The organism is Nocardia sp. NPDC050412, from assembly GCF_044458825.1.
GTDB lineage: Bacteria > Actinomycetota > Actinomycetes > Mycobacteriales > Mycobacteriaceae > Nocardia.
On record NZ_JBITIJ010000002.1, the window covers coordinates 626,802 to 652,905 of the forward strand.

Below are 26,104 nucleotides of genomic sequence, written 5' to 3' on the forward strand. Positions count from 1 at the left end.
TTCGGCGCCGGTGTTCCTGTTGCGCCCGATCGCAGCTGGCCGTTGGGTGGGCATTCGTCGAGCTCATCGATTCGTGTCGAGTGCGAGACATGAAAGCCGGTGTTCAGTAGCATTAAATAGGTACGGTGCAGCGGGTTTCCCTATACTGCGGCCGCAGCAGGTTCCCGCGTCAGTAGCGGCGCGGGGATGTTGTGAGCATGTTGTCTTTTCGACCGAACGAAGGGGCTAATAATGTTCGAAGCGGCAGCCGCCCGGGCCCGGGTCGACTTTGGGGCGACATCCCGAACCGAGGTGGGGCACGGGAATAGGCTGATTCGACTACGCAAATCTAATTCGAATACGGACATAACGTACGTAGTTTGACGCTTTCGGCTGAATGCGCACGGCCAGGAGTTTCCGGACCGTGCCGCGGCAGATCGTCGTGCCGCCGTCACGACAATTTTGTTGCACAGTCGTTCGACAGGGTCGGGGGACAGGGGGCTAAATACGTTCGGTGGGCGCCGACGCCTGAAGGCCGTATCCATCGGGGAACGGCCGGGTCCTTGTGTTGTGGTTCGCAATGTAGGTGAGGTGTGCATATGTAAGTGCATCCGCAAATGCACTTCGGGAAATGCCGGGCGCGTGGGGGACTTTGTTGTTCTCGTGTCCCGGAATTCGAGGAGAGGTTAGACGATGAGTCCGAATTCAGCCACGCCTGCCGCCCACGATCCGGATCTGATTCCGCTTACGAGGGCACAGTACGGAATGTGGCTCGCTAACAATCTACCGGGCGGCCCGAACGTCAATATCGCGCACTACGTCGAGATCCAGGGACCGATCGACTACTCCGCGTTCACCAAGGCGGTCAACGACGCCGGGCACGAGACCGAGTCGCTCGTGGTCCGGGTGGTCGAATTCGGCGGTCATCCCTATCAATTCGTCGATCGCAGCATCGTCTACGACGAACCGTTGCTGGATCTCAGCGCCGAAGACGACCCGTACGCGGCGGCGATGGAATGGATGCGCCGGGACTACAACACGAAGGCCGTCGATCTGGCCCGGGAGCGACTCGTCGCGACGCGGCTGATCCGGCTCGGCGAGGACCGGTATCTGTGGTATGCGCGCGCCCATCACCTGGTGATCGATGGTTATGGCGCGTTCAACGTCTTGAACCGGATCGCCGAACACTACAATGCGTTGCTCGAGGGCAGGCCACCCACGCGGCTGGTGGCGGCCCGGCTGGCCGACATCATCAAGGCGGAGCAGGAGTATCGCGCCGCCCCACGATTCGGTAACGACAAGGCGTACTGGCTCGACAAGGTCGCCGATCTGCCGCTTGCGCCGAGTCTGTCCGGTCGCACCGCCAAATGGAGCGAGGACGATCGCTTCACCGGCCAGCGGCTGCCGTCGGGGCTGACTGTCGCGCTCGACCGTTTCGCCGCGGATCTGCAAGCATCGACCGCACAGGTGCTGGGCGCCGCCTTCGCCGCTTTCCTCGCCCGCATGACCGACACCGACGACGTCGTCTTGTCGCTGCCGGTGACCGGGCGGGTGACGATGCGCCTGCGCAACGCCACCGCGATGTTGGCGAACATGGTGCCGATCCGATTCGCCGTGGACGCGACGACCACCGTGGAAGGGCTGATGCGCGCGGCGGCGTCCGAGCTGGTCCTGGCCATGCGTCATCAGCTCTACCGGTTCGAGGATCTGCGCCGCGATTCCGACGCGTTGGACCCGGCCGCGGCCTCGTTCGGCCCGATCGTCAACATTCTGTTCTTCGATTCCGAGATCCGCCTCGGTGCGGCGGTGGGCCGCTACCGCGCCCTGACGTCCGGGGCACTGGACGATCTGCAGCTGAATCTGTACCGCTCCGGGGTCGACGCGCCGCTGCTCATCGAATTGCACGGCAACGCCAATCTGTACAGCCAGGACGAACTCGACGTGCACACCAGTCGATTCGTCGACTTCCTGGAGCGCTTGATGGCCGCGCCGATAGACACCCGTGTGCTCGACATCCCGCTCGCCGCCCCGGAGGAGGAGCGGCGCATCCTCGGTGAACTCGCCGGCCGCGACGGCGTTGCGACGGCCGCGACGCTCGTCGATCTGCTGACCCGGCAGGCCATGGTCAGCCCGTCCGCGGTCGCCGTCACCGCGGGCACGACTGCCCTCACCTACCTCGAGCTGGACGAGCGTTCGAACCGGTTCGCCCGCACGCTCATCGCCCGCGGCGCGGGGCCGGAATCGCTGGTGGCCATCGCGATGCCGCGCGATGCCGATCTGATCGTCGTGGCGCTGGCGGTGCTGAAGTCGGGCGCCGGATACCTGCCACTGGATCCGGCGCACCCGGTCGATCGACTGGACTACGTGCTGCGCGATGCCGATCCGGTCGCGGTCGTGACAAAACGAAGTCTGCGCGATCGGATGCCCGCAGAGCCGGGCCGAGTGGTGCTGTTCGACGACGACCGGGAGGTCGAGACCGCGCATCCGATCACCGACGCCGATCGCGTGCGCCCGCTGCGCCCCGATAACATCGCCTACGTTATCTACACCTCCGGATCGACGGGCCGGCCGAAGGGCGTGCCGATCACCCATCGCGCGGTGGCGACCTACCTGACGAACGCCTGTGCCGACATCGGAATCCGTGCCGACGACGTGTGGACGCTGTTCCATTCGTTCGCGTTCGACTATTCGGTGTGGGAGATTTTCGGCGCGCTGGTCACCGGCGGTCGCGTGGTCGTGGTGGACAGCGCAACCACGCGTTCGCCGGACGAGATGCTGCGACTGGTGGCGCGCGAGCGGGTGAGCGTCTTCAGCCAAACCCCCTCGGCCTTCGATCAATTCGTGACCGCACGAGGGCGCTATGCGGATGCGGATGCGGACGAGCCCGACGGTGAGCTTGCGCTGCGGCTGGTCGTTCTCTCGGGCGAAGCGCTCGACCCGGCCGGTTTGGCGGCCTGGTACCGGCACAATCCGAATCTGCCCGTGCTGGCCAACAGCTACGGCATCACCGAAACCACGGTCTTCGTCACCTATCTAGAGCTGCCACCGGACATCGCCGTGCCGGGTGCGCCGAGCACAATCGGACGGCCGCTGCCGGGCTTGCGCGTCCACATCCTGGACGCGCACTTGCGCCCGGTGCCGCTGGGCGCCTGGGGCCAGATCTACGTCGCGGGCGACCAACTGGCCCGCGGCTATCTCGACCGCCCCGGATTGACTGCGGGACGCTTCGTCGCCGATCCGTTCGGCCCGCCGGGCGAGCGTCTGTATCGCAGCGGCGACGTTGCTCGCCGAAACACCAAGGGCGAGTTGGAATATCGTGGTCGCGCCGACCAGCAGGTGCAGCTGCGCGGGTTCCGGATCGAGCTGGACGAGATCCGCAGCGCGCTGCTGAGCCACAGCGCGGTCGCGGCGGCGGTGGTGATCGTGCACCTGCCGGGGACGGAAGCGGCCCGGCTGGTCGCGTATGTCGTGCCCGCCGACAACGTGGTCTACGAACCCGAGGCACTGCGCGCGCACGTCGGGTCGCTGCTCCCGGAGTACATGATCCCAGCACACATCGTCGCTATGCCGGCATTGCCATTGACCGTCAACGGCAAAATTGATTATCGCGCGCTGCCCGAGCCTGCCATCGATTCGGGCGCGGTGTATGTCGCGCCCAGCACCGTCGTCGAGGAGACCATCGCCGACGTCTTCGCCGAGGTTCTGGGTGCCCCGCGGATCGGTGTGCTGGACGACTTCTTCGAACTGGGCGGCAATTCGCTCACCGCGACCAGCGCCGCTGTGCGGATCGCCGAGCTGACCCGCTGCGAGGTGTCGGTGCGCGACCTGTTCGGCGAGCCGACCGTCGCCCGACTCGCCGCCCATATCGACGCCAGGCAGCACTACAGCCGCCCCACCCTGCGGGCACAGCCGCGCGTCGAACCCATCCCGCTGGCGCCGGCACAGAACCGGATCTGGCTGATCAATCAGGTGGATCCGACCTCGGCGGCCTACAACATTCCGCTGGTGCTGCAGCTGACCGGATACCTCGACGCCACGGCGCTGCGTTCGGCGCTGACCGACCTGCTCCAACGACACGAATCCCTGCGCACCGTGTACCCGGCAGTGAATGGTCAAGGGACGCAGGTGGTTCTGCCCGCCGAGCTGGTGGCCGCCGATCTCGATCCGACCCCGCACCCCACCGATCCCGACGAGCTCGAGCACCGAATCCGGGAGTTGGCCTCGACCGGCACCGATGTGCGCCGACGTCCGCCGATCCGGGTCGCGCTGCTCGCATCCGCCGACCCTCTACGACACACCTTGGTCGTCGTCCTGCATCACATCTGCTGCGACGGATCGTCGCTGCCACCACTCGCAGCCGATTTCGCGGCCGCCTACCGAGCACGGTCGCAGGGGCATGCGCCGGACTGGCAACCGCTGAGCGTGCAGTACGCCGACTACAGCATCTGGCATCGCAACGTGCTCGGCGACCAAAACGACCCGGATTCGCTCGCTGCACGCCAATTACAGTATTGGACAACGCAATTGGCGGGAATGGCGCGGCTGCTCGAACTGCCTGCCGACCGCCGGCGCCCGGCTCGCCGGTCCATGCTTGCCGACGTCGTCGACACCGTGATCCCGCCCGCGACGCGCGCCGGGATCGAGCGGGTGGCACGCGCGACGAACGTCACCAGCTTCATGGTCGTGCACGCCGCGGTGGCCGTCCTGCTCACCCGGCTGTCGGGCACGGCGGACATCACGATCGGGACGCCGGTCGCAGGCCGCGGCGAGCGCGCGCTGGAACCGCTGATCGGCATGTTCGTCAACACGGTTCCGCTGCGCACCCAGGTGCGCGGCGACGAATCGTTCGCCGAGTTTCTGACCCGGGTCAAAGACATCGATGTGGATGCCTTCGCCCACAGCGATCTGCCCTATGAACGCGTCGTAGAGGTGGTCGATGCGATGCCGTCGGCGGCGCACGACCCGCTGTGCCCGGTGTACCTCGCCTTCGAGAACATGGACCGTCCGAGCCTGGAGCTGTCCGAGCTCACCGTCGAGGTCCTGGAACCGGGACCACAACCGGCGAAGGTCGATCTCATCTTCACCGTCACCGAGAACACCAGCGCAGCAGGCGATCTCGGCCTGCGGATCAACTACGCCACGGACCTGTTCGATCGCACTACGGTCGAGGAGTTCGCCGGGCGGCTGAATCGGATCCTCGCGTCGGTCGTGTCGAATCCGCGGCAGCGTGTCGGTGCGGTCGATGTGCTGGCAGCGAGTGAGCGAGCCGCGCTGGTGCCCGCGTCGGGTGGCGCTGCCGAGCCGCCGCGGGTGCTGGCGGAATTGCTGACGGTCGAGAATCCGGAGGCCGTGGCGATCGTGTCCGCGGAACGCACGGTGTCGTATGGGGAGTTGGATGTCCGGTCGAATCAGCTCGCTCGGTTGTTGATCGAGTGGGAAATAGGTCCCGACGACCAGGTCGTGCTGGTGCTGGGGCGGTCCGTGGAACTAGTGGTCGCGATGTGGGCGACGGTGAAGGCCGGTGCGGCATTCGTCCCGGTGGATCCGCGCAATCCCACCGAGCGGGTCGCGCTCATGGTCGCGCAGGCCGCGGTGGTGCTGACGGCGGCAGCCACCCAAGACCTGCTGCCACCCTCGGTACCGCGGTTGCTGCTGGACGATCCGGGCAGCGAGATGTGCATTGCCTCGCGATCCCCGGCCGCGGTGACGGATACCGATCGGATCCGGCCCTGCCGGGTCACGAACTCGGCGTACGTCGTGTACACGTCGGGGTCGACGGGCGAGCCGAAGGGCGTCACTGTGACGCACGCGGGCTTGGCGAATTTCGCCGCCGAACAACGAGAACGCTATCGGATCGACAGTTCCGCACGGGTGTTGCAGGTGGCGGCTCCGGGGTTCGATGCACTGGTCCTGGAGCTGCTCATGGCACATCCGAACGGTGCCGCGCTGGTGCTGTCGCCGCCGGATGTCTTCGCCGGCGACCGGCTGGCGGAATTGATTCGTACGCAACGGATCTCGCATGCATTCATCACACCCAGCGTGCTCGCGACCATGTCTCCCGACGGTGCGGACGCCCTGCAGGATCTGGTGGCCGGTGGCGAGGTGGTGTCGGCGGAAACGACAGCGATGTGGAGTCGGGGCCGTCGGTTGTTCAATGGATACGGGCCGACCGAGACCACGATCATGGTCGCGATCAGCGACCCGCTGCGCGCCGATGCCCGCGTCACGATCGGTGGCCCGATTCGCGGTGTCGAGGCTCTGGTATTGGACGAGAATCTGCAGCCGGTGCCGGCCGGGGTGACGGGACAGCTGTACATCTGTGGCATTCACCTCGCCCGCGGCTACCTCGATCGGCCGGCGGATACCGCGTCGGCGTTCGTGGCCGATCCGTTCGGTACGCCGGGTGCCCGCATGTACCGCACCGGCGACCTCGCTCGCTGGACGCCCGAGCACACCCTGGAATACGTCGGGCGCACCGACTTCCAGGTGAAGATCCGCGGCCAGCGCATCGAACTCGGCGAAATCGAAGCCATTCTCGCGGGGCATCCCACCGTGGCGGCGGCGGTGGCGGTCAGTGTGGCGACGGAGAGCGGACCGAGACTTGCTGCCTACGTCACGCCGGCGATCGATGCCATCGACGCCGCGGAACTGCGGGCTCACGCCGCGCAACACCTGCCGTCGCATATGGTTCCGGACGCGGTGACGGTGCTCGACGCGCTGCCGCTGACCTCGGTGGGCAAGGCCGACCGCGCGGCATTGCCCGCGCCGGTATTCGCCGCCGAGACCGAATTCGTCGCGCCTCGCGACGCGGCCGAGCAGATCGTCGCGGATGTGTGCGCCGCTGTGCTGGGCGTCGATCGCGTCGGCGTGCTCGACAACTTCTTCGACCTCGGCGGCAACTCGCTGTCGGCGACGCGGCTGGCGGCGCGGCTGAGCGCGGTATTCGCCGTCGATGTCGCACTGCACACCGTCTTCGATGCGCCGACTCTCGCGGCCTTCGCGCAGACTCTGAAGGCAATCGAGGGACCTGGTCGGGAACCGCTGGTTCCGCAGGGGCGGCCGGCTCAGATTCCGCTCTCGCCCGCCCAGACCCGGATGTGGTTCCTCAATCAGTTCGACACGAGCTCGGCGCTGTACAACATCGCGCTGGTCGTGGGCATGTCGGGACCACTCGACGTGGCCGCGCTGCGCGCGACGATCACCGATGTGCTCGACCGCCACGAAGCGCTGCGCACCGTCTATCCGGACAGCGACAGTGGACCACACCAGCTGATCGTGCCGGTGCGGTCGGCCCTGCCCTCGCTGGAGCCGATCGAGGTGCCGGCGGACGAGGTCGAGGCGCACATCGCTGCGGCGGCCGCGGCCGGATTCGACGTCACCCGTGCGGTGCCGTTGCGAATCACGTTGCTGCGCAGCGGCTGCGAGCAGCACACCCTGGTGCTCATCGTCCATCACATCGGCTTCGACGGGTCCTCGCTCGCACCGCTGGCCGCGGACCTGGTGACCGCCTACAACGCCCGCGTGCGGCAGCAGGCGCCGCAGTGGCCTTCGTTACCTGTGCAGTACGTCGATTACGCGCTGTGGCAACGGAAATGGCTTGGTGCCGAGAACGCGCCGAGCTCTCCGGCCGCCACCCAGATCGAGTATTGGCGGACGGCGCTGGCCGATCTGCCCGAAGTGCTCGACCTGCCCACCGATCGTCCGCGCCCGGCCCGGCAATCGTTCCGCGGTGCGACGGTGTCGGCGGTGCTGCCCGCCGACCTCGGTCGCGACATCGTCGCGCTGGCCCGCCGTCACGACGTGACGGTCTTCATGGTGCTGCACGCCGCGTATGCCGCACTGCTGGCCCGGCTTTCCGGAACCGGCGACATCGCGGTCGGCACACCGATCGCCGGTCGCGGCGAACCGGGACTCGAGCGCCTGATCGGCATGTTCGTCAACACCCTGGTGCTGCGCACTCGCATCGAACCCGGCGCGTCCTTCCTGCAGATCCTGGAGCAGGTGCGGGCGACCGATCTGGCCGCCTTCGACCACGCCGACATTCCGTTCGAGCGGATTGTCGAGGTGCTCAATCCGCCCCGCACGACGGCACATGCGCCGTTGACACAGGTCGGATTCTCGTTCCACAACATCGAGATTCCCACCGTGGAATTCGAGGGCCTGACGGTGTCGGCGCGGGCCGCCGATCCGAGCGTGGCCAAATACGATCTGCATCTCAACCTCGTCGACACCGCGGCGCGCGACCGTGAACCGGGCGCAATGGCCGTGGAATTCGGTTACGCGACAGACCTTTTCGATGAGGTAACGATCACCTCGATGTTCGAACGATTCGTGCTGCTGCTGCGGGCGATGGTCGCCGATCCCGCGCAGGCGGTCGGCGACGTCGAGCTGCTGACCGCGCAGGAAGCACGCGAGCTGGCCGCGCGTGCGGCCGCGGGCACGACCCCACCGCCGTCGACGACAGTCGTGGACCTGTTCGCCGCCCAGGCCGCGGCGACGCCGGACAGCACCGCCGTGCTCGACGCCGAAGACGGCGCGCGGCTGAGCTACCGCGAATTCGCGGCGCGGGTGAACCGGCTGGCCCGCGCTTTGATCGGACGCGGTGTGGGTCCGGAAACGGTTGTGGCCGTGGCAATGCGGCGCTCGGTCGACCTGCTGACCACACTGTATGCAATCCACGCGGCCGGCGCGGCCTATCTGCCCCTGGACCAGGACCATCCACGCGATCGCGTGCGCGCCATTGTGACCGCCGCGCGGCCGAGGGCGGTACTCACCCGTCCCGGCGACGACGCGAATCTGTCCGACCACGTTCCGGCGTGGATGCTCGCGGATCTCGACGCCGAGCACGAGGATCCCTCGCCGGTGACCGATGCCGATCGGCTCGGGCCGCTGCAACCGGGGAATCTGGCCTATGTCATCTATACCTCCGGCTCGACCGGGGTACCGAAGGGGGTGGCGATACCGCATGCCGCAGTGGCCAATCAGCTGCGCTGGATGCGTGAGCACTACGACCTCGACGACGGCGTCATGCTGTTGCGGACGCCGGTCACCTTCGACCTCTCGGTCTGGGAGTTGTTCTGCCCATTGATATCTGGTGCGAAGTTGGTGGTCGCTGGTCCAAACGGGAGCGGCGATCCGCAAGCGGTGGCCCGGCTGATTGCCGAACATCACGTGACGACCGCTGATTTCGTGCCGTCGCTGCTGTCGGTGTTCCGGGAGACGGCCGTCGGCCGCGAATTCCCGGATCTGCGGTCGGTACTGTGCATCGGCGAAACGCTGTCGGGCGAAACCGTCCGACGATTCCGGGATGTCAGCAATGCGCGCATCGACAACCTGTACGGGCCGACCGAGGCCGCGGTCAGCGTCACCGCGTACCACGTCGACGGGGTCGATGGCGCGGCGGTGCCGATCGGGGTTCCCGAGCCGAATGTGATTGTGCACGTGCTCGATTCGCGACTGCACCCGGTTCCGCCGGGGGTAACCGGCGAGCTTTATTTGGGCGGCGTCCAGCTGGCCCGCGGATACCACCACCGCCCGGGTCTGACGGCGGCGACGTTCGTCGCCGACCCGCTCGACGACACGCACGGAACGCGCCTCTACCGCACCGGCGACCTGGTTCACTGGGACAAGCGAGGCGCTCTGCGCTATGTCGGCCGCGCCGACGACCAGGTGAAGATTCGCGGACTGCGGATCGAACTGGGCGATATCGAGTCAGCCCTGCTCGCGCACGACCAGGTGACCGCAGCCGTCGCCCGGGTGCACCCCGGCCGTGACGAGCAACGCCTGGTTGCCTACGTGGTCACCCAGGAAGCCCTGGACGCCAAGCAGATTCGACGTTTTCTGCTGGAGCGACTGCCGGCCTATATGGTGCCGACGGCGATCGTCCGCATCGATGCCGTGCCACTGACGGCCAACGGCAAGATCGACTTCCGGTCCCTGCCCGAGCCGGAGCCGAGCGACCACGAGGCCGACTACCGGGCGCCGCGCGGGCTGGTGGAGCAGGCCGTGGCTGCGGTTTTCGCCGAGTTGCTCGGCCTACCGGCGGTCGGCGCGGACGACGACTTCTTCGATCTGGGCGGGAATTCACTGGTCGCCACGCGCGCGCTGAGCCGGATCGGGGCCGTCGTGGATGCGACCGTCCCGGTGCGAATGATCTTCGAGGCCCCCACTGTCGCCGAGTTGGCCGAACGCATCGCACAGCTGCGCGGGGTGCCCGGCCTGCCGGCTCCGACACCGAAGCCGAGACCGCATCGGCTGCCGTTGTCGACGGCGCAGGCCCGGATGTGGTTCATCAACCAGTTCGACCCGCTGTCGCCCGGTTACGTTGTGCCGCTGGCAATTCGGCTCGACGGTGTGCTCGACGTCGAGGCGCTGGTAGCGGCGGTCGGAGACGTCGTCACTCGGCACGAGAGCTTGCGGTCCATGTATCCGGCGGTCGACGGCACGCCCACGCAGGTGGTGTTGGACGCGGCCGATGTCGTGGCGGGCTGGAACCTCGCCCCGCAGCGGATCGAGGAGCGCGGGCTGGCCCGCCGGCTGGCCGCGTTCTCGAACACCGGATTCGATGTATCAAAGGGCGTGCCGGTGCGGGTAGCGCTGTATCAGTTGTCGGATATGGCCTGGGTGGTCGCGGTGGCCGTGCACCACATCAGTTGCGATGGCTATTCGGTGGCACCGCTGGCCGCCGATATCGTGGCCGCGTATCGGGCGCGAACCAGTGGAAGCCCTCCGGATTGGGCGCCGCTCCCCGTCCAATTCGCCGATTACGCCCTGTGGCAGCGCGAAGTGCTCGGCTCGCCCGACGCCCCGGACTCGCCCGTTTCCCGCGATATCGCCTACTGGCGAACCCGACTCGCGGGCCTCCCCGAACTGCTCGAGCTGCCGACAGATCGGCCGCGCCCGGTCGAGCAGACCCACCACGGGGCGGTGCTGAGGGTCGATATTCCGGCCGAATTGCAAGGCCGGGTGGAGGCATTGGCCCAGCGAGCCAGGGCCACCACGTTCATGGTGGTGCACACCGCGCTCGCGGTGCTGCTGTCGCGGCTGTCCGGCAGCGACGACATCGCGATCGGCGTGCCGCACGCCGGTCGCGGCCACCGGGCGCTCGACCACCTCGTCGGGATGTTCGTCAACACCTTGGTACTGCGCACCCGCGTCACGCTCGGACAGACCTTCACCGGCCTGCTGGATGCGGTGCGGCACAACGACATCGAGGCCTTCGACCATGCCACCGTGCCGTTCGAGCAGCTGGTGGAGGCGCTGAATCCGGCACGGTCGACGGCACACACGCCGTTGTTCCAGGTGATGCTCGCCTACCAGAACATGGTGCGGGCGCACGTGGAACTTCCTGGTCTCACCATCGAGACCATCGACCCGGGCGATAGTGCCGCGATCTACGACCTGCTGCTCATGATCACCGAGGAGCACGGGCCCGACAATGAGCCGACCGGCATGTCGCTGCGGCTGACCTACGCCACCGATCTGTTCGACGCCGACTCCGCGCAGCGTTTCGCCGATCGGTTCGTGCGCCTGCTCGACGGTGTCACGACCGACGCCGATGCGCCGATCGGCGATATCGATCTGATCGAGGCCGGCGAGCGGCAGCTGGTGCTCAAGCGCTGGAACGACACCGGCGACCCCGTCTCGGTGGGCCGGACCCTGGTGGACGCCTTCGGCGAACAGGTCGAGCGCACCCCGGATGCCCCGGCGATTCGGTTTCTGGACGGCCAGGCGCTGACCTACCGAGAGTTCGCGGCCGGCGTCAACCAGTTGGCCAGGTGGCTCATCTCCCGCGGTGCGGGTCCGGAAACCGTTGTGGCGGTGGCTGTTCGGCGCTCGATCGAACTCGTCACGGCGCTGTATGCGGTGGTCGAGGCGGGTGCTGCCTTCCTGCCGATCGACCCGGACCAACCGAGTGCGCGCATCGCCGGTGTGCTGGGTGCGGCACGTCCGCTGCTGGTGCTCACCACCTCAGCGGACGACGACGGTCTGCCCGCGGGATTCGACTCCGTTCGCATTGATCGAGTGGAGGTGGCCGAGCTGTCCGGCGCCCCGATCACCGACGCGGAACGGCGCTCGCCGCTGCGGCCGGAGAACGTGGCCTATGTACTGTTCACCTCCGGCTCCACCGGCGTTCCCAAAGGCGTGTCCCTGACGCACGCCGCGACCATGAGCCAACTGGCGTGGGCGCAGCAGCAGTGGCCGCACACCGCGTCCGATACGGTGCTGCATAAGACGCCGATCACCTTCGACATCGCCATGTGGGAGTTGTTCTGGCCGTTGCAGGTCGGCGCGCACATCGTGGTGGCCGAACCCGACGGGCACCGGGACCCTGCCTACCTCGCCAGCCTGATCGCAAGCGGTGACGTCAACACCGTACACTTCGTGCCGTCGATGCTCGACGTCCTGGTCGAAGCCGTCCACGATACCGAATTACCTTCCATCCGAAGGATTTTCGTCGCAGGTGAGGCGCTGGCGCAGCACATCATCGACGCCGCGATGCGCGTGTTCCCCGAGGCCGAGGTGGTGAACTGGTACGGCCCGGCGGAGGCGGAAGTGGTCACGGCCGCGCGCTGCCTGCCAGGTGCGCGGACCCCGGCGACGGTCCCGATCGGCGCGCCCGTGGCGGGCATGCGGGTCTACGTGCTCGACAAGCGGCTGAAATCGGTGCCGGTCGGTGTCGCCGGCGATTTGTACGTCTCGGGTGTGCAGGTGGCGCGCGGATATCATGCTCGCGCCGAACTCACCTGCGTCGCCTTCGCCGCGCACCCGTTCGGGGCGCCGGGGGAGCGGATGTATCGCACTGGTGACCTGGTGCGGTGGAGGCGCAGCGGTGAGCTGGAATTCCTGGGCCGCAGCGATTTTCAGGTGAAGGTGCGCGGTCAGCGGGTGGAGCCCGGTGATATCGAAGCGGCGGCGTGCGCGCTGCCGGAGGTCGCTCGCGCGGTTGTCGTCGCGACCTCGGAACGCATCGTCGCCTATGTGACGCTGGTGCCCGCGGCGGTGACCGACGGTCGCACGATCCGCGCGCAACTTTCGCACGTGCTGCCCTCGTATCTGGTGCCGGCTCGCGTCGAGGTGCTCGACGCCATGCCGCTCAGCTCGAACGGCAAACTCGACCGCGCGGCCTTGCCGCAGCCGACCTTCGACGACGGCGAGGAATTCGTTCCGGCTCGCACCGAACGCGAAGCGGCACTGGCCGATATCGTCGCCGCGGTCAGCGGTAGCGAGCTGGTGAGCGTGCGCGCGAACCTGTTCGAGATCGGTGTCGACTCCCTGTCGGCCGCCCGGATCGCCGCACGCGCCGAGACGGCGCTCGGTGTCGAAGTCGGCATCCGCGATGTTTTCGAGGAGCCGACGATCGCCGGATTGGCGGCACGACTGGCACAGCGGACGCGGGCGGCGCTGATCCCGCTCGCGCCGCGGCCGCGCCCGGCAACGATCCCGCTGGCGACGGCGCAACGCCGGTTGTGGTTCATCAACCAGTTCGATACCGCCTCGGCGGCCTACAACATCAGTTTCGCGGTCCGGTTGACCGGCGCGCTCGACGTCGAAGCGCTGCGGGCGGCGTTCGGCGACGTGATGGCGCGGCACGAGCCGTTGCGGACGGTGTATCCCGCGGTCGGCGGCGAGCCGTGTCAGGTTGTGCGGGACGTGACGACCGTGTTCGACGGCTCGGCACTGGATCCGGAGCCGGTCGCCGACGAGACCGTGCTGGGCGAGCGGATTCGGCAGACCGTCGAGACGGGCTTCGATGTCGCACACACGGTGCCCATGCGAGCGCGGCTGTATCGCACCGGCCCCGATGCGCACGTGCTGGTGCTGGTCGTCCACCACATCGCCGCCGACGGCGCGTCGATGGCGCCGTTGGCGCGCGACGTGTTCGCCGCGTACCGCGCACGGGTGAAAGACACAGCGCCACAATGGAAACCGTTGCAGGTTCAGTACGCCGACTACGCGATGTGGCAGCGGGAGGTCCTCGGCGCCGAGGACGACCCGTCGTCGATTATCGCGCGGCAGATCCCCTATTGGACCGACGCTCTCGCCGACGCCCCGGATCTGCTGGATCTGCCGACCGATCATCCTCGGCCCGCGACCATGTCGATGGTCGGCGGCAGTGTCCGCTTCTGCATCCCACAGCGGCTGCACGACGAGGTCGTGCGGCTGGCCCGTCGCGAGGGCGTCACCGTCTTCGTGGTGCTGCACGCCGCGCTGGCGATTGTGCTGGCGCGCACAGCGCACACCGACGATGTGTCGGTCGGTACGCCGGTCGCGGGGCGGGGCATTCCGGTGCTGGAGGATCTCGTCGGTATGTTCGTCAACACCGTGGTGCTGCGTACGCCGGTCCGCGACGATCGCTCGTTTCGGCAACTCGTGGCCGAGGTACGCGGCATCGACCTCGAGGCGCTCGCGCATGCGGATCTGCCCTACGAGCGGTTGGTCGACGTCCTCGACCGGCCCCGGTCGACGGCGTATACGCCGCTGTATCAGGTGCTGTTCGGGTTGCAGAAGACTGCCGCGGCCCGGTTCCAGCTGCCTGACATCGATGTCGAACTGCTCGATCCCGGTGTCGCCCAGGCCAAGACCGACCTCATGGTGTTGCTGACCGAATGCCTCGACGGTGCTCGACCGGCCGGGATCGAGGGTGAAATCATCTATGCGACAGATCTTTTCGTAGAATCCTCCGCGACCGCGCTGGCCGAGCGGTTCCTCCGCGTCCTCGACGCGGTCGTCGCCGATCCGACCCAGCCGGTAGGTGACGTCTCGCTGATCGGTGTCGGGGAGGCCGAACGACTGCTCCCGGCGCGCGGCGGCGACGCCCCCACGCCGCGTCTGTTGCCCGATCTGCTGACCTCGGCCGTGGCAACAACTCCCGAGGCGATCGCCCTGATCGACGGCGCGCATGCCCTCAGCTACGTCGAGCTCGACGCCCGCGCCAACCGGCTTGCGGCGCAGCTGCTTTCCTGGGGTGCGGGGCCCGGGATGCGCGCCGCCCTGGTCGTGCCGCGCTCGGCCGACTATCACGTCGCCATGTGGGCGATCATGAAGACCGGGGCGACGTTCGTGCCGGTGGACCTGCGTTATCCGCCGGAGCGGATCGCCTATCTTTTGCACGATTCCGGTGCCGAGGTCGGCGTCACGGTCGCGGCCGCGCGGCCGTCCCTGCCGGACGGTGTTCGCTGGCTCGTGTTCGACGATCCGCACGCGGCCGTCGAGATCGCCGCGCGTCCCAGCCACGCCGTGTCGGACGCGAATCGCCCGCGCACCCTTCGGATTCAGGATGCGGCATATGTGATCTACACGTCGGGTTCGACCGGCACGCCGAAGGGCGTGGTGGTCACCCATGAGGGGCTTGCGGCCTTCGCGGCCGAGCAGCGTGAGCGTTACCGGGTCGAGGCCACCTCGCGCGTGCTGCAAGCCGCGGCACCCGCGTTCGACGCGGTGCTGCTCGAAGCCTTGATGGCGCATGCGGCCGGCGCGGCCTTGGTGGTGTCGCCGCCGGAGGCGCTCGCCGGCGCGGACCTGGCCGACCTGATCCGGACCCACCAGGTGACACATGCGTTCCTGACACCGAGTGTGCTGGCGACGATGCCGCCCGGCGAGGTGGATTCGCTGCGGATGCTGGCGGTCGGCGGCGAAAAGGTGCCGCAGGATCTGATCGCCTCCTGGGCGGCCGGGCGGCGGCTGCACCACATCTACGGCCCAACCGAGACGACGATCGTGATCACAATCAGTGACCCGGTGCGGCCGGGGGAGGTGCTCACCATCGGCGGACCGATCCGCGGCGCCGAGGCGGTGGTGCTGGACGCGCGGCTGCGGCCGGTGCCGATCGCAGTGCCAGGGGAGCTGCACTTCTCCGGCGCCGCCCTGGCCCGCAGTTATCTGAATCGTCCTGGGACAACGGCATGTTCGTTCGTGGCGAACCCGTACGGTGCGCCTGGTTCGCGGATGTATCGCACCGGCGATATCGTCCGCTGGACCGCGCAGGACACGTTGCAGTACATCGGCCGCCTCGATTTCCAGATCAAGATTCGCGGCCAGCGCGTCGAGTTGGGCGAGATCGACGCGGCGCTAGTGACCCATCCGGCGGTCGCGACCGCGGTCACCGTGAGCCGCCGAGGCCCAGGCGGGCACCAGGTGCTCGCCGCGTACATCACGGCCGAACCCGCAACGGTCGTCGAACCGAGCGTGGTGCTCGATCACGTGGCTGCCGCCCTGCCCGCACATATGGTGCCGGCGACGATCACGGTACTCGACCACCTGCCGCTCACCTCGTCCGGCAAGGTGGATCGAGAAGCGTTGCCGGAGCATGTTTTCGAGACCACCGATGACGCGGCCGACGCGGCATCGACCGACCTGGAACGCACCGTGGCCGCCGCGTTCGCCGACGTCCTCGGCGTCACCACGGTGGGCGCGACGACCTCCTTCTTCGCGCTCGGCGGCGACTCCATCATGTCGATTCAGCTGGCCGCGCGCCTGAGGTCGGCGGGGGTCGCCGTGACGGCTCGAGACATCTTCGAGCACAAGACGATTCGTGGGCTGGCGCAGGTCGCGCAGGCGGCCGAACGGGCAACGCTCGCCGAGCTGCCCGGCGGTGGTGTGGGCGAGATTCCGGGCACGCCGATCGTGTCCTGGTTCGTCGAGCGGCTCGGGGCGCCGGCTCGGTTCGCGCAGTCGATGCTGGTGCGTCTGCCGCGTGACGCGCGCGTCGACGATGTGGTCTCGACCGTGCGGGCGATCGTCGAACGCCACGACGTGCTGCGCTCGCGGCTCGACAGCCAAAGCTGGGAGGTGTTGCCGCCGAGCGCAGCCGACGCCACCGGTTCGGTCTCCGTGCGGACCTTCGGCGCCGATGAGACTCCGGGCGGCGCCGGTTTCACGGCCGTGGTGCAAGCGGCGTCCACCGCGGCGTACGACCGGCTCGACCCGGCGGCGGACAGGCTGGTGCATGTCGTGTGCCTGCTGCCCGAGTCCGGTGTGGACGCCGAGGGCCGGGCACTGATCGTGATCCATCATTTGGCCGTCGATGCGGTGTCGTGGCGAATCCTGGTGCCGGACTTCGTGACTGCCTGGCAGCAGATCACCCGGGGCCGGGCGGTCGAGCTGGCCGCGCCGGGCACCTCCATGCGTCGGTGGGCGCACGCGTTGATCGCCGCGGCGGCCGAGCGCGCCGGCGAGGTCGAGCTGTGGCAGCGGATCGGTTCGGCACCGGATCCGTTGCTCGGGCGTATGGAGCTGGATCCCGCGCGGGACACCCAGGAGACTGTGCGTGAGTTGACCGTGTCGCTCCCGGCCGAGGTGACCTCGGGGTTGCTCGACGCGGTGCCCCACGCTGTGCGCGGCAGCGCCGACGATGTGCTGTTGGCCGCACTCACCGTGGCGGTGACTCGCTGGCGCAGGCGTCGCGGCGACGCGCACGCGGGCATGAAGGTCGTGTTGGAAGGGCACGGTCGCGAGGAGCAGGTCGCCGCGGGCGCCGACCTCTCCCGAACCGTCGGCTGGTTCACCACCCGCTATCCGGCAGCGCTCGATCTGAGCGGCATCGATCCAGCGGATCTGCGCGCGGTGGTGAAATCGGTCAAGGACCAGCTGCGCGCCATCCCGGACAAGGGCATCGGCTACGGCCTGCTGCGCTATCTGAACCCCGACACGGCCGACCGGCTCGCCGCGCTGCCCGAGCCGCAGATCAGTGTCAACTATCTCGGCCGGGTGGGCGTCGATCTCGCGGCACTGTCGGATCTGCCGTGGGTACCCACCGACGAAACCTTCGACCGCCGGGCCGCCTTCGATCCGGATATGCCGGCGGCGGCGGTGCTCACGATCGATGTGAACATCGTCGATGCCGCGGCCGGACCGCGGCTCTCGGCCTACCTCGGCTACGCCTCGCGGCTGCTCGACCACGACGACGTGGCCGAACTCGCCGACGAATGGGTCGATGCCCTGACCGCGGTCGCGGCCCTCGCGACCGAGGACTGGGGGCTGTCGCGAGCCGACGTTCCGCTCGTCGACCTCACCCAGCGAGATCTGGACGAGTTCGCCGACCGGTACGGACCGCTGAGCGAGGTGTGGCCATTGGCGCCGCTGCAGGCGGGGCTGCTGTTCCACGCCGAGATCGCCGCGGGCGGGCTCGATGTCTACCTCGCGCAATCGGCGCTCACCCTGAGCGGCGCGGTTGATGAGAACCGGCTCGAGCGAGCCGCCCATGCGCTGCTCGCCCGCCACCCCAACTTGCGGGCCGCCTTCACGCGAACCGTGGAAGGCGTTGCAGTGCAGGTGATTCCAACCGATACGGCCGTGTCGTGGCGCAGCATCACGCTGTCCGGCGACACACCGGACCTGAACGAGGTTATCGACGCGGAGCGAGCGACCGGATTCGATCCGGCCGATCCGCCACTGCTGCGGTTGCTGTTGATCGCGGTGCGACCGCACGAGTTCCGGCTGCTGGTGACCGCGCACCACCTGCTGCTCGACGGCTGGTCGTTGCCGCTGCTGTGGCGTGAGCTCATCGGGTTGTACGCCGCGGACGCACAGCCGCAGTTGCTGCCGGCTGCCGCGTCCTACCGCGACTACCTGGAATGGCTTGACCGCCAGGACCGCACCGCAAGCATCGAGGTGTGGCGAGACGCGCTGCGCGATGTCACCGAGCCGACACTGATCGCCGGTGCACACACCGAGTCGGCAGCGACCATCCCGACCGATCTGACGATCGATCTCGATCGCGATACGACAGCGGAGTTGGTGGACTTCGCCCGCACACAGTCGGTCACGATGGCGACGATGGTCCAGTTCGCCTGGGCGGTGGTCCTGAGTAACCTGCTCGGCACCGACACCGTGGTGTTCGGCAGCACGGTGTCCGGCCGTCCCTCCGACGTGCCCGGAGTCGAGTCGATGATCGGTCTGTTCATCAACACGATTCCGGTCGCCGCCGACGTGCGCCGGGACCGGACCATCGCCGACACACTGACGCGACTGCAGGCCGACAACACCCGTCTGCTCGACCATCACTACCTCGAACTGCCGCAGATACTGGCGGCCGTGGGCGCCGTCGCGCTGTTCGACACCCTCGTCGTGTTCGAGTCCTATCCGGTCGACAGCAGCGGGCTGGGTGAAACCGACATCGACGGGATGCGGGTGATCGCGGCGGACGGCCGCGACGCCGCGCACTACCCGATCACCGTGCAGGCCCACCAGACCGATACGCTGCACGTCCGCCTGCGCTATCAGCCGGACCAGATCGACGCCGAGATGGCATCCGGTCTCGCTGCCCGGCTCGACATCGTGCTGCGCGCGATCACGACCGATCCGTACGCGCGGCTCGATTCGGTGGATCTGCTGTCTGCGGTCGAGCGGCGGGAGTTGGTGCCGGCAACTGGTGGTACTCCGGTGGGGCCGCGGCTCGTGGCCGAGTTGCTGGCCGCCGGTGTCGACGTGAATCCCGGTGCGGCAGCGCTGCTTTCGGGTCGGCGCACGATGTCCTATGGCGAGTTGGACGCCCGGTCGAACCAGCTGGCGCGGCGGTTGATCGAGTGGGGTGTCGGCCCCGGTGATCAGGTCGCGCTGGCGTTGGGGCGGTCGTTGGAGTTCGTGACAAGTCTGTGGGCGGTAACCAAAACGGGTGCGGCGTTCGTGCCGGTCGATCCGCGCAACCCGGCCGAGCGCGTGGCATATATGGTCGCGGACGCCGGTGTGCGGGTCGCGCTCACCGTCGCGGCGTCCCGGGATCTGCTTCCCGACGAGGTGCGGCCGCTTGTCCTCGACGATCCGGACACCGAGGCCGGCATCGAGGCGAAGTCCGCAGCGGCCGTCACCGACGCCGAGCGCCTGCGGACGCCACGAATCCAGGACGCGGCGTATGTGATCTACACCTCGGGCTCCACCGGAGTTCCGAAGGGCGTCGAGGTCACCCACGCGGGGCTGGCGAATTTCGCCGCCGTCGTCCGCGACCGCTTCGGTGTGGACGCCGGATCGCGTGTGCTGCACGCCGCAGGTATCGGCTTCGATGTGATGTTCCTGGAAGTTCTGCTGGCGCACACCAGCGGCGCGTTGCTGGTGGTGGCGGAACCGGACGCGTTCGCCGGTGACGCGTTGGCGGAACTTATTCGTACGCAACAGGTTTCGCATGCTTTCCTCACTCCGAGTGTGCTGGCCACCATGGTGCCGGACGGGATGGATTCGTTGCGCGTGCTGATGGCCGGTGGCGAGGCGGTGATACCGGAGTTGGTCTCGGTGTGGGCGCCGGGCAGGCGGTTGGCGAACGGATACGGACCGACCGAAACCACGATTCTGGCCGCGATCAGTGATGCTTTGCTTCCCGGTGATGTGGTGACGATCGGCGGACCGAGCCGTGGCGTCGAGGCCGTCGTCCTCGATCCGTGGCTGCGGCCGGTGCCGGTCGGGGTGGTCGGGGAGTTGTACCTCGCGGGCATCCAGCTGGCCCGCGGGTACGTGCGGCGGCCTGCGGTCACAGCGGGTGCATTCGTGGCGAATCCCGTCGGGGCGGCGGGCTCACGCATGTACCGCACCGGCGATCTGGCCCGCTGGAACACCGACCACACCGTGGAGTATCTCGGCCGCCGCGACTTCCAGGTCAAGATCCGCGGTCAACGCATCGAACTCGGCGAGATCGAAGCCGTGCTGTCCGAACATCCCGGTGTCGACCACGCTGTGGTCGTGCTGCACACCGATGAGTACGGCACCGACCGGCTCGTCGGCTATCTGGTCGGCGACGGCCGCATCGATCCGAGCGCCGTCAAGGGCGCGGCTCGGCGGTACCTGCCCGCGCACATGGTGCCCGACGTGCTCATGCCGCTCGCCGAACTCCCGCTCACCGCGACCGGCAAACTCGATCGGGCGGCACTACCCGCGCCGCAGTTCCCGGACGAACGGGAACGGATCGCCCCGCGCACCGAGACCGAACATCGCATCGCGGATGTCTTCGGCGACGTCCTGGGTATCGGCGCAGTGGGCGCGACGGACAGTTTCTTCGACCTCGGTGGCAATTCGCTGTCGGCGACGCGGGCGGTCGCGCGATTGCGCACGGCACTCGGGGTGAGCCTGGGTATCCAAGACCTGTTCGACGCACCGACCGTCGCCGACCTGGCTGCGCATCTCGCCACGGCCGGCCGCCACGTCGCGGTGCCGCTGATATCGCGCACCCGCCCGGCGCTGGTGCCGCTGTCCCCGGCTCAGCAGCGGATGTGGTTCCTCAACCAGTTCGACACCTCGGTCGGCGGCTACAACATTCCGTTGGTGATCCGGCTGCACGGCGAACTCGACCTCGATGCGCTGCGGCAGGCGTGCGCGCTGGTCATCGACCGGCACGAGTCGCTGCGCACCACATTCCCGATGATCAACGGAACGCCCTGCCAGGTCATGGTCGACGTCGACCAGGTGGCACCGGCGTTGACCCCGATCCAGGTCGACGAACAGCAGGTGCTCGAGCGGGCGGCGGCGGTGGTCTCCGCGGGCTTCGATGTCACCCAGGCACCGCCGGTGCGAGCCGAATTGTTCGCCCTCGACGACCGCGATCACGTGCTGGTGATCTGTGTACACCATATCTGCGCCGACGGGCAGTCCATGATGCCGCTCGCACGGGATGTGGCGGTGGCGTACGAGGCGAGTCGGCAAGGGACGCAACCGAACTGGCCGCCGCTGCGGATCCAGTACGCCGACTATGCGTTGTGGCAGCGCGAGGTGCTCGGTGACGAGCACGATCCGGATTCGCTGGTCTCCCGGCAGCTGCGATTCTGGACCGACACCCTCGCCGGGCTGCCCGAACTGCTCGAGCTGCCGACCGATCTGCCGCGGCCGTCGGTGGCGTCCACACGCGGCCGCACGGTCGATTTCGAGCTGTCCGCCGAACTGCATGCCCGCATCGACACACTCGCCCGCACGGCCAACGCCACGGTGTTCATGGTCCTGCATACCGCGTTGACCGTACTGCTGGCACGGCTGGCCGATGTGGACGACGTGGCGGTCGGTACCCCGATAGCCGGTCGTGGCGATCGCGAACTCGACGATCTGATCGGCATGTTCGTAAACACGCTGGTGTTGCGGTCGCGGGTGTCGTCGCGGCAGCCGTTCGACCAGTTGCTCGCCGCCACTCGCGAAACGGATCTGGCCGCGTTCGCGCACGCCGAGGTGCCGTTCGAGCAGGTCGTGGAGGCGTTGAATCCGCGCCGCTCGACCGCGCACATGCCGCTATATCAGGTGACCCTCGATGTCCAGGATCTCAGCGCGGCCGCGTTGGAGCTGGCGGGGCTCACCGTCGAGCCGATCGAAACAGGCTTCGACCAGGCCCGCGCGGATCTGAACGTGAAACTCGTCGAACAGTTCGGCGCCGGGGGCGCACCGAGCGGCATGGTCGGCCGCTTGACCTTCGCCGCCGATCTGTTCGTGGAGCAGACGATGTCTCGCTTCGCGTGCGCGTTCACCCGAATTTTGGAGCAGGGGACCGCGAATCCGGCTGTCGCCGTGGGCGATATCGACATCGTGGACCCCGACCAGCGGCGCGAAGTCCTCGCGGCCGCCGGAGTCGACGGCGGCGCGGTCGCGGAAGTGACTCTGGCTGGGCTGTTCACCACCCGGGTCTCGGCCCAGCCCGATGCGATCGCGGTCACCGACGGTGTCTCGCAGGTGAGCTATGCGGAGTTGGATCGGCGCGCCACCCGGCTCGCGGTTCGGCTCGCCGAGCACGGTGCGGGCCCGGAAACCCTGGTGGCAGTGGCGTTGCCGCGTTCGATCGAACTGGTCGTGGGCCTACTCGCGGTGGTGCGCGCGGGCGCGGGATATCTGCCGCTGGATACGGCCAACCCCCCGCAGCGTTTGCGGTTCATCCTCGACGACGCGCGTCCGGCCACGGTGTTGACCTCGGCCGAGTTCGCAACGGACGTACCGGAATACGCGGCACCGACGGTTCTGATCGAAGAGGCCATGGACGTGGTCTCGGACCGCCCGTTGCCAGCGGGCGCGCGGCCGGACAACCTCGCCTACGTGATCTACACCTCCGGGTCGACCGGCACGCCGAAGGGAGTGGCCGTCAGCCACCGCGAAGCCGTCACCTTGCTCACCCACGCCGCCGAGCGGTTCGACCTGCGCCCCGACGACGTGTGGACGCTGTTCCATTCCTACGCTTTCGATTTCGCGGTGTGGGAGATGTGGGGCGCGCTGCTGAGTGGCGGCCGGGTGGTCGTCGTCGACTACCCCACCTCCCGGTCGCCGGAGGCGTTGGTGGAACTGGTGGCGCGTGAGCGGGTCACGGTGTTGAGCCAAACCCCGTCGGCGTTCTACGGATTCGTCGACGCCGAGCGACAGTACCGCGAATCGGGGTGCGGCTGCGGCGATCTCGTGCTGCGGTACGTCGTCTTCGGCGGTGAGGCATTGGATGCGACGCGGTTGACCGGCTGGTTCGCCGCGCACCGGCCCGGAGCGCCGCGATTGATCAACATGTACGGCATCACCGAGACGACTGTGCATGTGACTTTCGCCGAGGTCGACGGCGCGGGTGCGTCCGGGATCGGGGCTGCGCTGCCGGGGCTACGGGTATATGTGCTCGACGACCGGTTGCAGCCCGTGCCGATCGGTGTTGGTGGCGAAATCTATGTCGCCGGAAGGCAACTCGCGCGCGGCTATCTGCGAGCGCCCGCGTTGACCGCGAGCCGTTTCGTGGCGAACCCGTTCGACCCGCGCGGCGGCCGGTTGTATCGCACCGGCGATGTCGGGCGCTGGCTCGAGACCACCGAGGGGCTCGAATTGACCTACGTCGGCCGGGCCGACGCGCAGGTGCAGTTGCGTGGATACCGGATCGAACTGGGCGAGGTGGAGTCGGCGCTGCTGCGGCATCCGGCGGTGTCGCGGGCCGCCGTGGCGGTGCACCGCCACGAGCGGGAGGTAGATCAGCTGATCGGCTACGTCGTGGGCGGCGACGGGCAGCGGATCGATCCCGGCGAGGTCCGCGCGAGCGCCGCCGAAGTGCTGACCAGCTACATGGTGCCGTCGGTGATCATGGTCCTGCCCGATCTGCCGCTGACGGTCAACGGCAAGCTCGATCGGAAAGAGTTGCCCGCGCCCGATTTCGAACGAGCGGTCCAGCGGTTCGTCGCGCCGCGCACGCACACCGAGAAGGTGCTCACCGACGTGTACGCGCAGGTTCTGGGAGCCCCGCGGGTCGGGGTGACCGATGGGTTCTTCGATTTGGGCGGCAATTCGCTGCTGGCCACCATGGCAGTGACCGAGTTGAGTGCTCGCGGTGTGACGATCGAGTTGCCCTGGATGTTCGAGGATGCGACGCCCAAAGCCTTGGCGCGCCGGTCCGAGGACGCGGAAGGCAACTCCGGGCTGAAGGTGCTGCTTGCGCTGCGCGGGAGCGGATCCGGACCGGCGGTATTCGCCGTGCACCCAGCGGGCGGTCTGGCTTGGTTCTATGGCGGCCTCGTCGGACATCTGCATCCGGATCGCCCGGTCTTCGGGTTGCAGGATCCGCACGTCGTCTCCGGTGAACCGGATGCGCGGTCGGTCGATGAACTGGCCGACCGCTATGTGGCCGAGATTCGCCGCGTGCAACCGACGGGTCCGTATCACCTGCTCGGCTGGTCGTTGGGCGGGCAGATCGCGCACGCCATGGCGGTCCGGCTGCAGCGCGACGGTGACCGGGTCGGGATGCTGGCCTTGCTCGACTGCGCCGCCGAGGCACCGCCGCAATCGGCGCGCGCTGACCAGCCCGCGCCGGGACAGCTGATGGCCGATTTGCTCGGCGGCTGGCGAGAGCTGTTCGGCCTCGGCGACGAGCTGCAGGTGAGCAGCCATGAACAAGCCTGGAACATCATCCGCGACCAGGTGGTCGCGACCGGCCTGTTCACCGCCGAACAGACCGATCGGGTGATGGAGAGCTTCCAGACCGCGAGCGATATCTCCGCCGCGCACCGGCCGCACGTCTTCGACGGCGACCTGATGTTCTTCACCGCCGGGAAAGACCACGCCGACCCCGAAGAGCTCGCCCAGACGTGGCGGTCCTACGTCAGCGGCGAGGTACACAACGTCGTCCTGGACGCCCGCCACCTCGAGTTGAGCCATCCGCATGTGCTGGCCATCGTCGGCCCTGTCTTGGAAAGGTTCATGGAACAATGCTGACCACTTTGCAGCAACTGCGTCTGGACGACGGCAGAACGGTGACCTGCACCAGCCCGGCCGAGGCCCACATGTTGTGGGGCGAGACGACCTCGACAGGCGGGTTCTACCGGCGGGCCGCCGAATGTCTTCGACCCGGCGACATCGCCCTCGATATCGGCGCGAACATCGGCCTGACCGCGATGATGTTCGCCGACACCTGCCCCGGGATCCAGGTCATCGCCGTCGAGCCCGCGCCGATGACCTTTCGTTGCTTGGACCGCAACATCGCAGAGCATGTCCCGGGCGGCATCCCCCTGCAGATCGCGCTCGGCGCGACGTCGGGCACCCGGCCGTTCACCTGGTACCCGCATGCCACGGCGAACTCCGGTTTCTTCGCCGACCGTGAGGCGGACGACCAAGCCACCCGTATCTATCTGCGCAACAGTGGCCTGGACGATAAGGCCATCGCACTCATCACCACCGGACTGCACGACGGCGTGCCTTTGCAGGTCGAGGTCACCACTGTCTCGGCGATACTCGACGAACACTGCCGCGGCAGGGAGATCGGCCTGCTCAAAGTCGATGTGGAGCGGGCAGAATTGGAAGTCTTGCGCGGCATCACCGATGCGGACTGGCGATGTATTCACGCCGTCGTCGCCGAGGTCCACGACCTCGAGGGCCGCCTGCAGGAAGTCCGCGAGCTGTTCGATCGGCACGGTATGTCGGCGCAGATACAGCAGGATCCACGTTTGATCGGAACCGAAATACACGAGGTGTTCGCGACCAGGCCCCGCGCCGACTGATGCCGGTCACGCCAGTGCGTGCAGGGGTGTCGGTCCAGGCCACAGCCGCCGTCCGATGTGAACGGGTAGATGAGCTGGTCGACATAGCCGGTCGGGTAGTCGGGTTTGGCCGCCATACCGAGATCCTCGGATTCGAAGCGCCGCGCCGGATCATAGGAGTAGGTGCGGAACAGGTGATTCCAGATCAGGGTGAACAGGCCGAAATTGGTGTCATA

The 26,104-nt window shown here is 67.9% G+C and carries 2 protein-coding genes and 1 pseudogene; 2 read left to right on the forward strand and 1 reads right to left on the reverse strand.

Annotated features, from left to right (window positions below):
• Positions 1–672: 672 nt before the first annotated feature.
• Both ACIBI6_RS06925 and ACIBI6_RS06930 read left to right on the forward strand, forming a co-directional pair.
• Entirely contained in the window at positions 673–25,107 is a 24,435-nt protein-coding gene (locus ACIBI6_RS06925; protein WP_396955539.1) for a non-ribosomal peptide synthase/polyketide synthase, read from the forward strand.
• Positions 25,101–25,889, forward strand: a complete 789-nt coding sequence (locus ACIBI6_RS06930) for an FkbM family methyltransferase (RefSeq protein ID WP_364347526.1) — start codon at positions 25,101–25,103, stop codon at positions 25,887–25,889. Before ACIBI6_RS06925 ends, ACIBI6_RS06930 begins: the two co-directional genes overlap by 7 nt.
• A 32-nt stretch (positions 25,890–25,921) precedes the next feature.
• Here the strand turns inward: ACIBI6_RS06930 and ACIBI6_RS06935 are convergent.
• Positions 25,922–26,101 (reverse strand): annotated as a pseudogene (locus tag ACIBI6_RS06935) (sterol desaturase family protein); the annotation flags it as partial.
• Between the last annotated feature and the right edge of the window lie 3 nt (positions 26,102–26,104).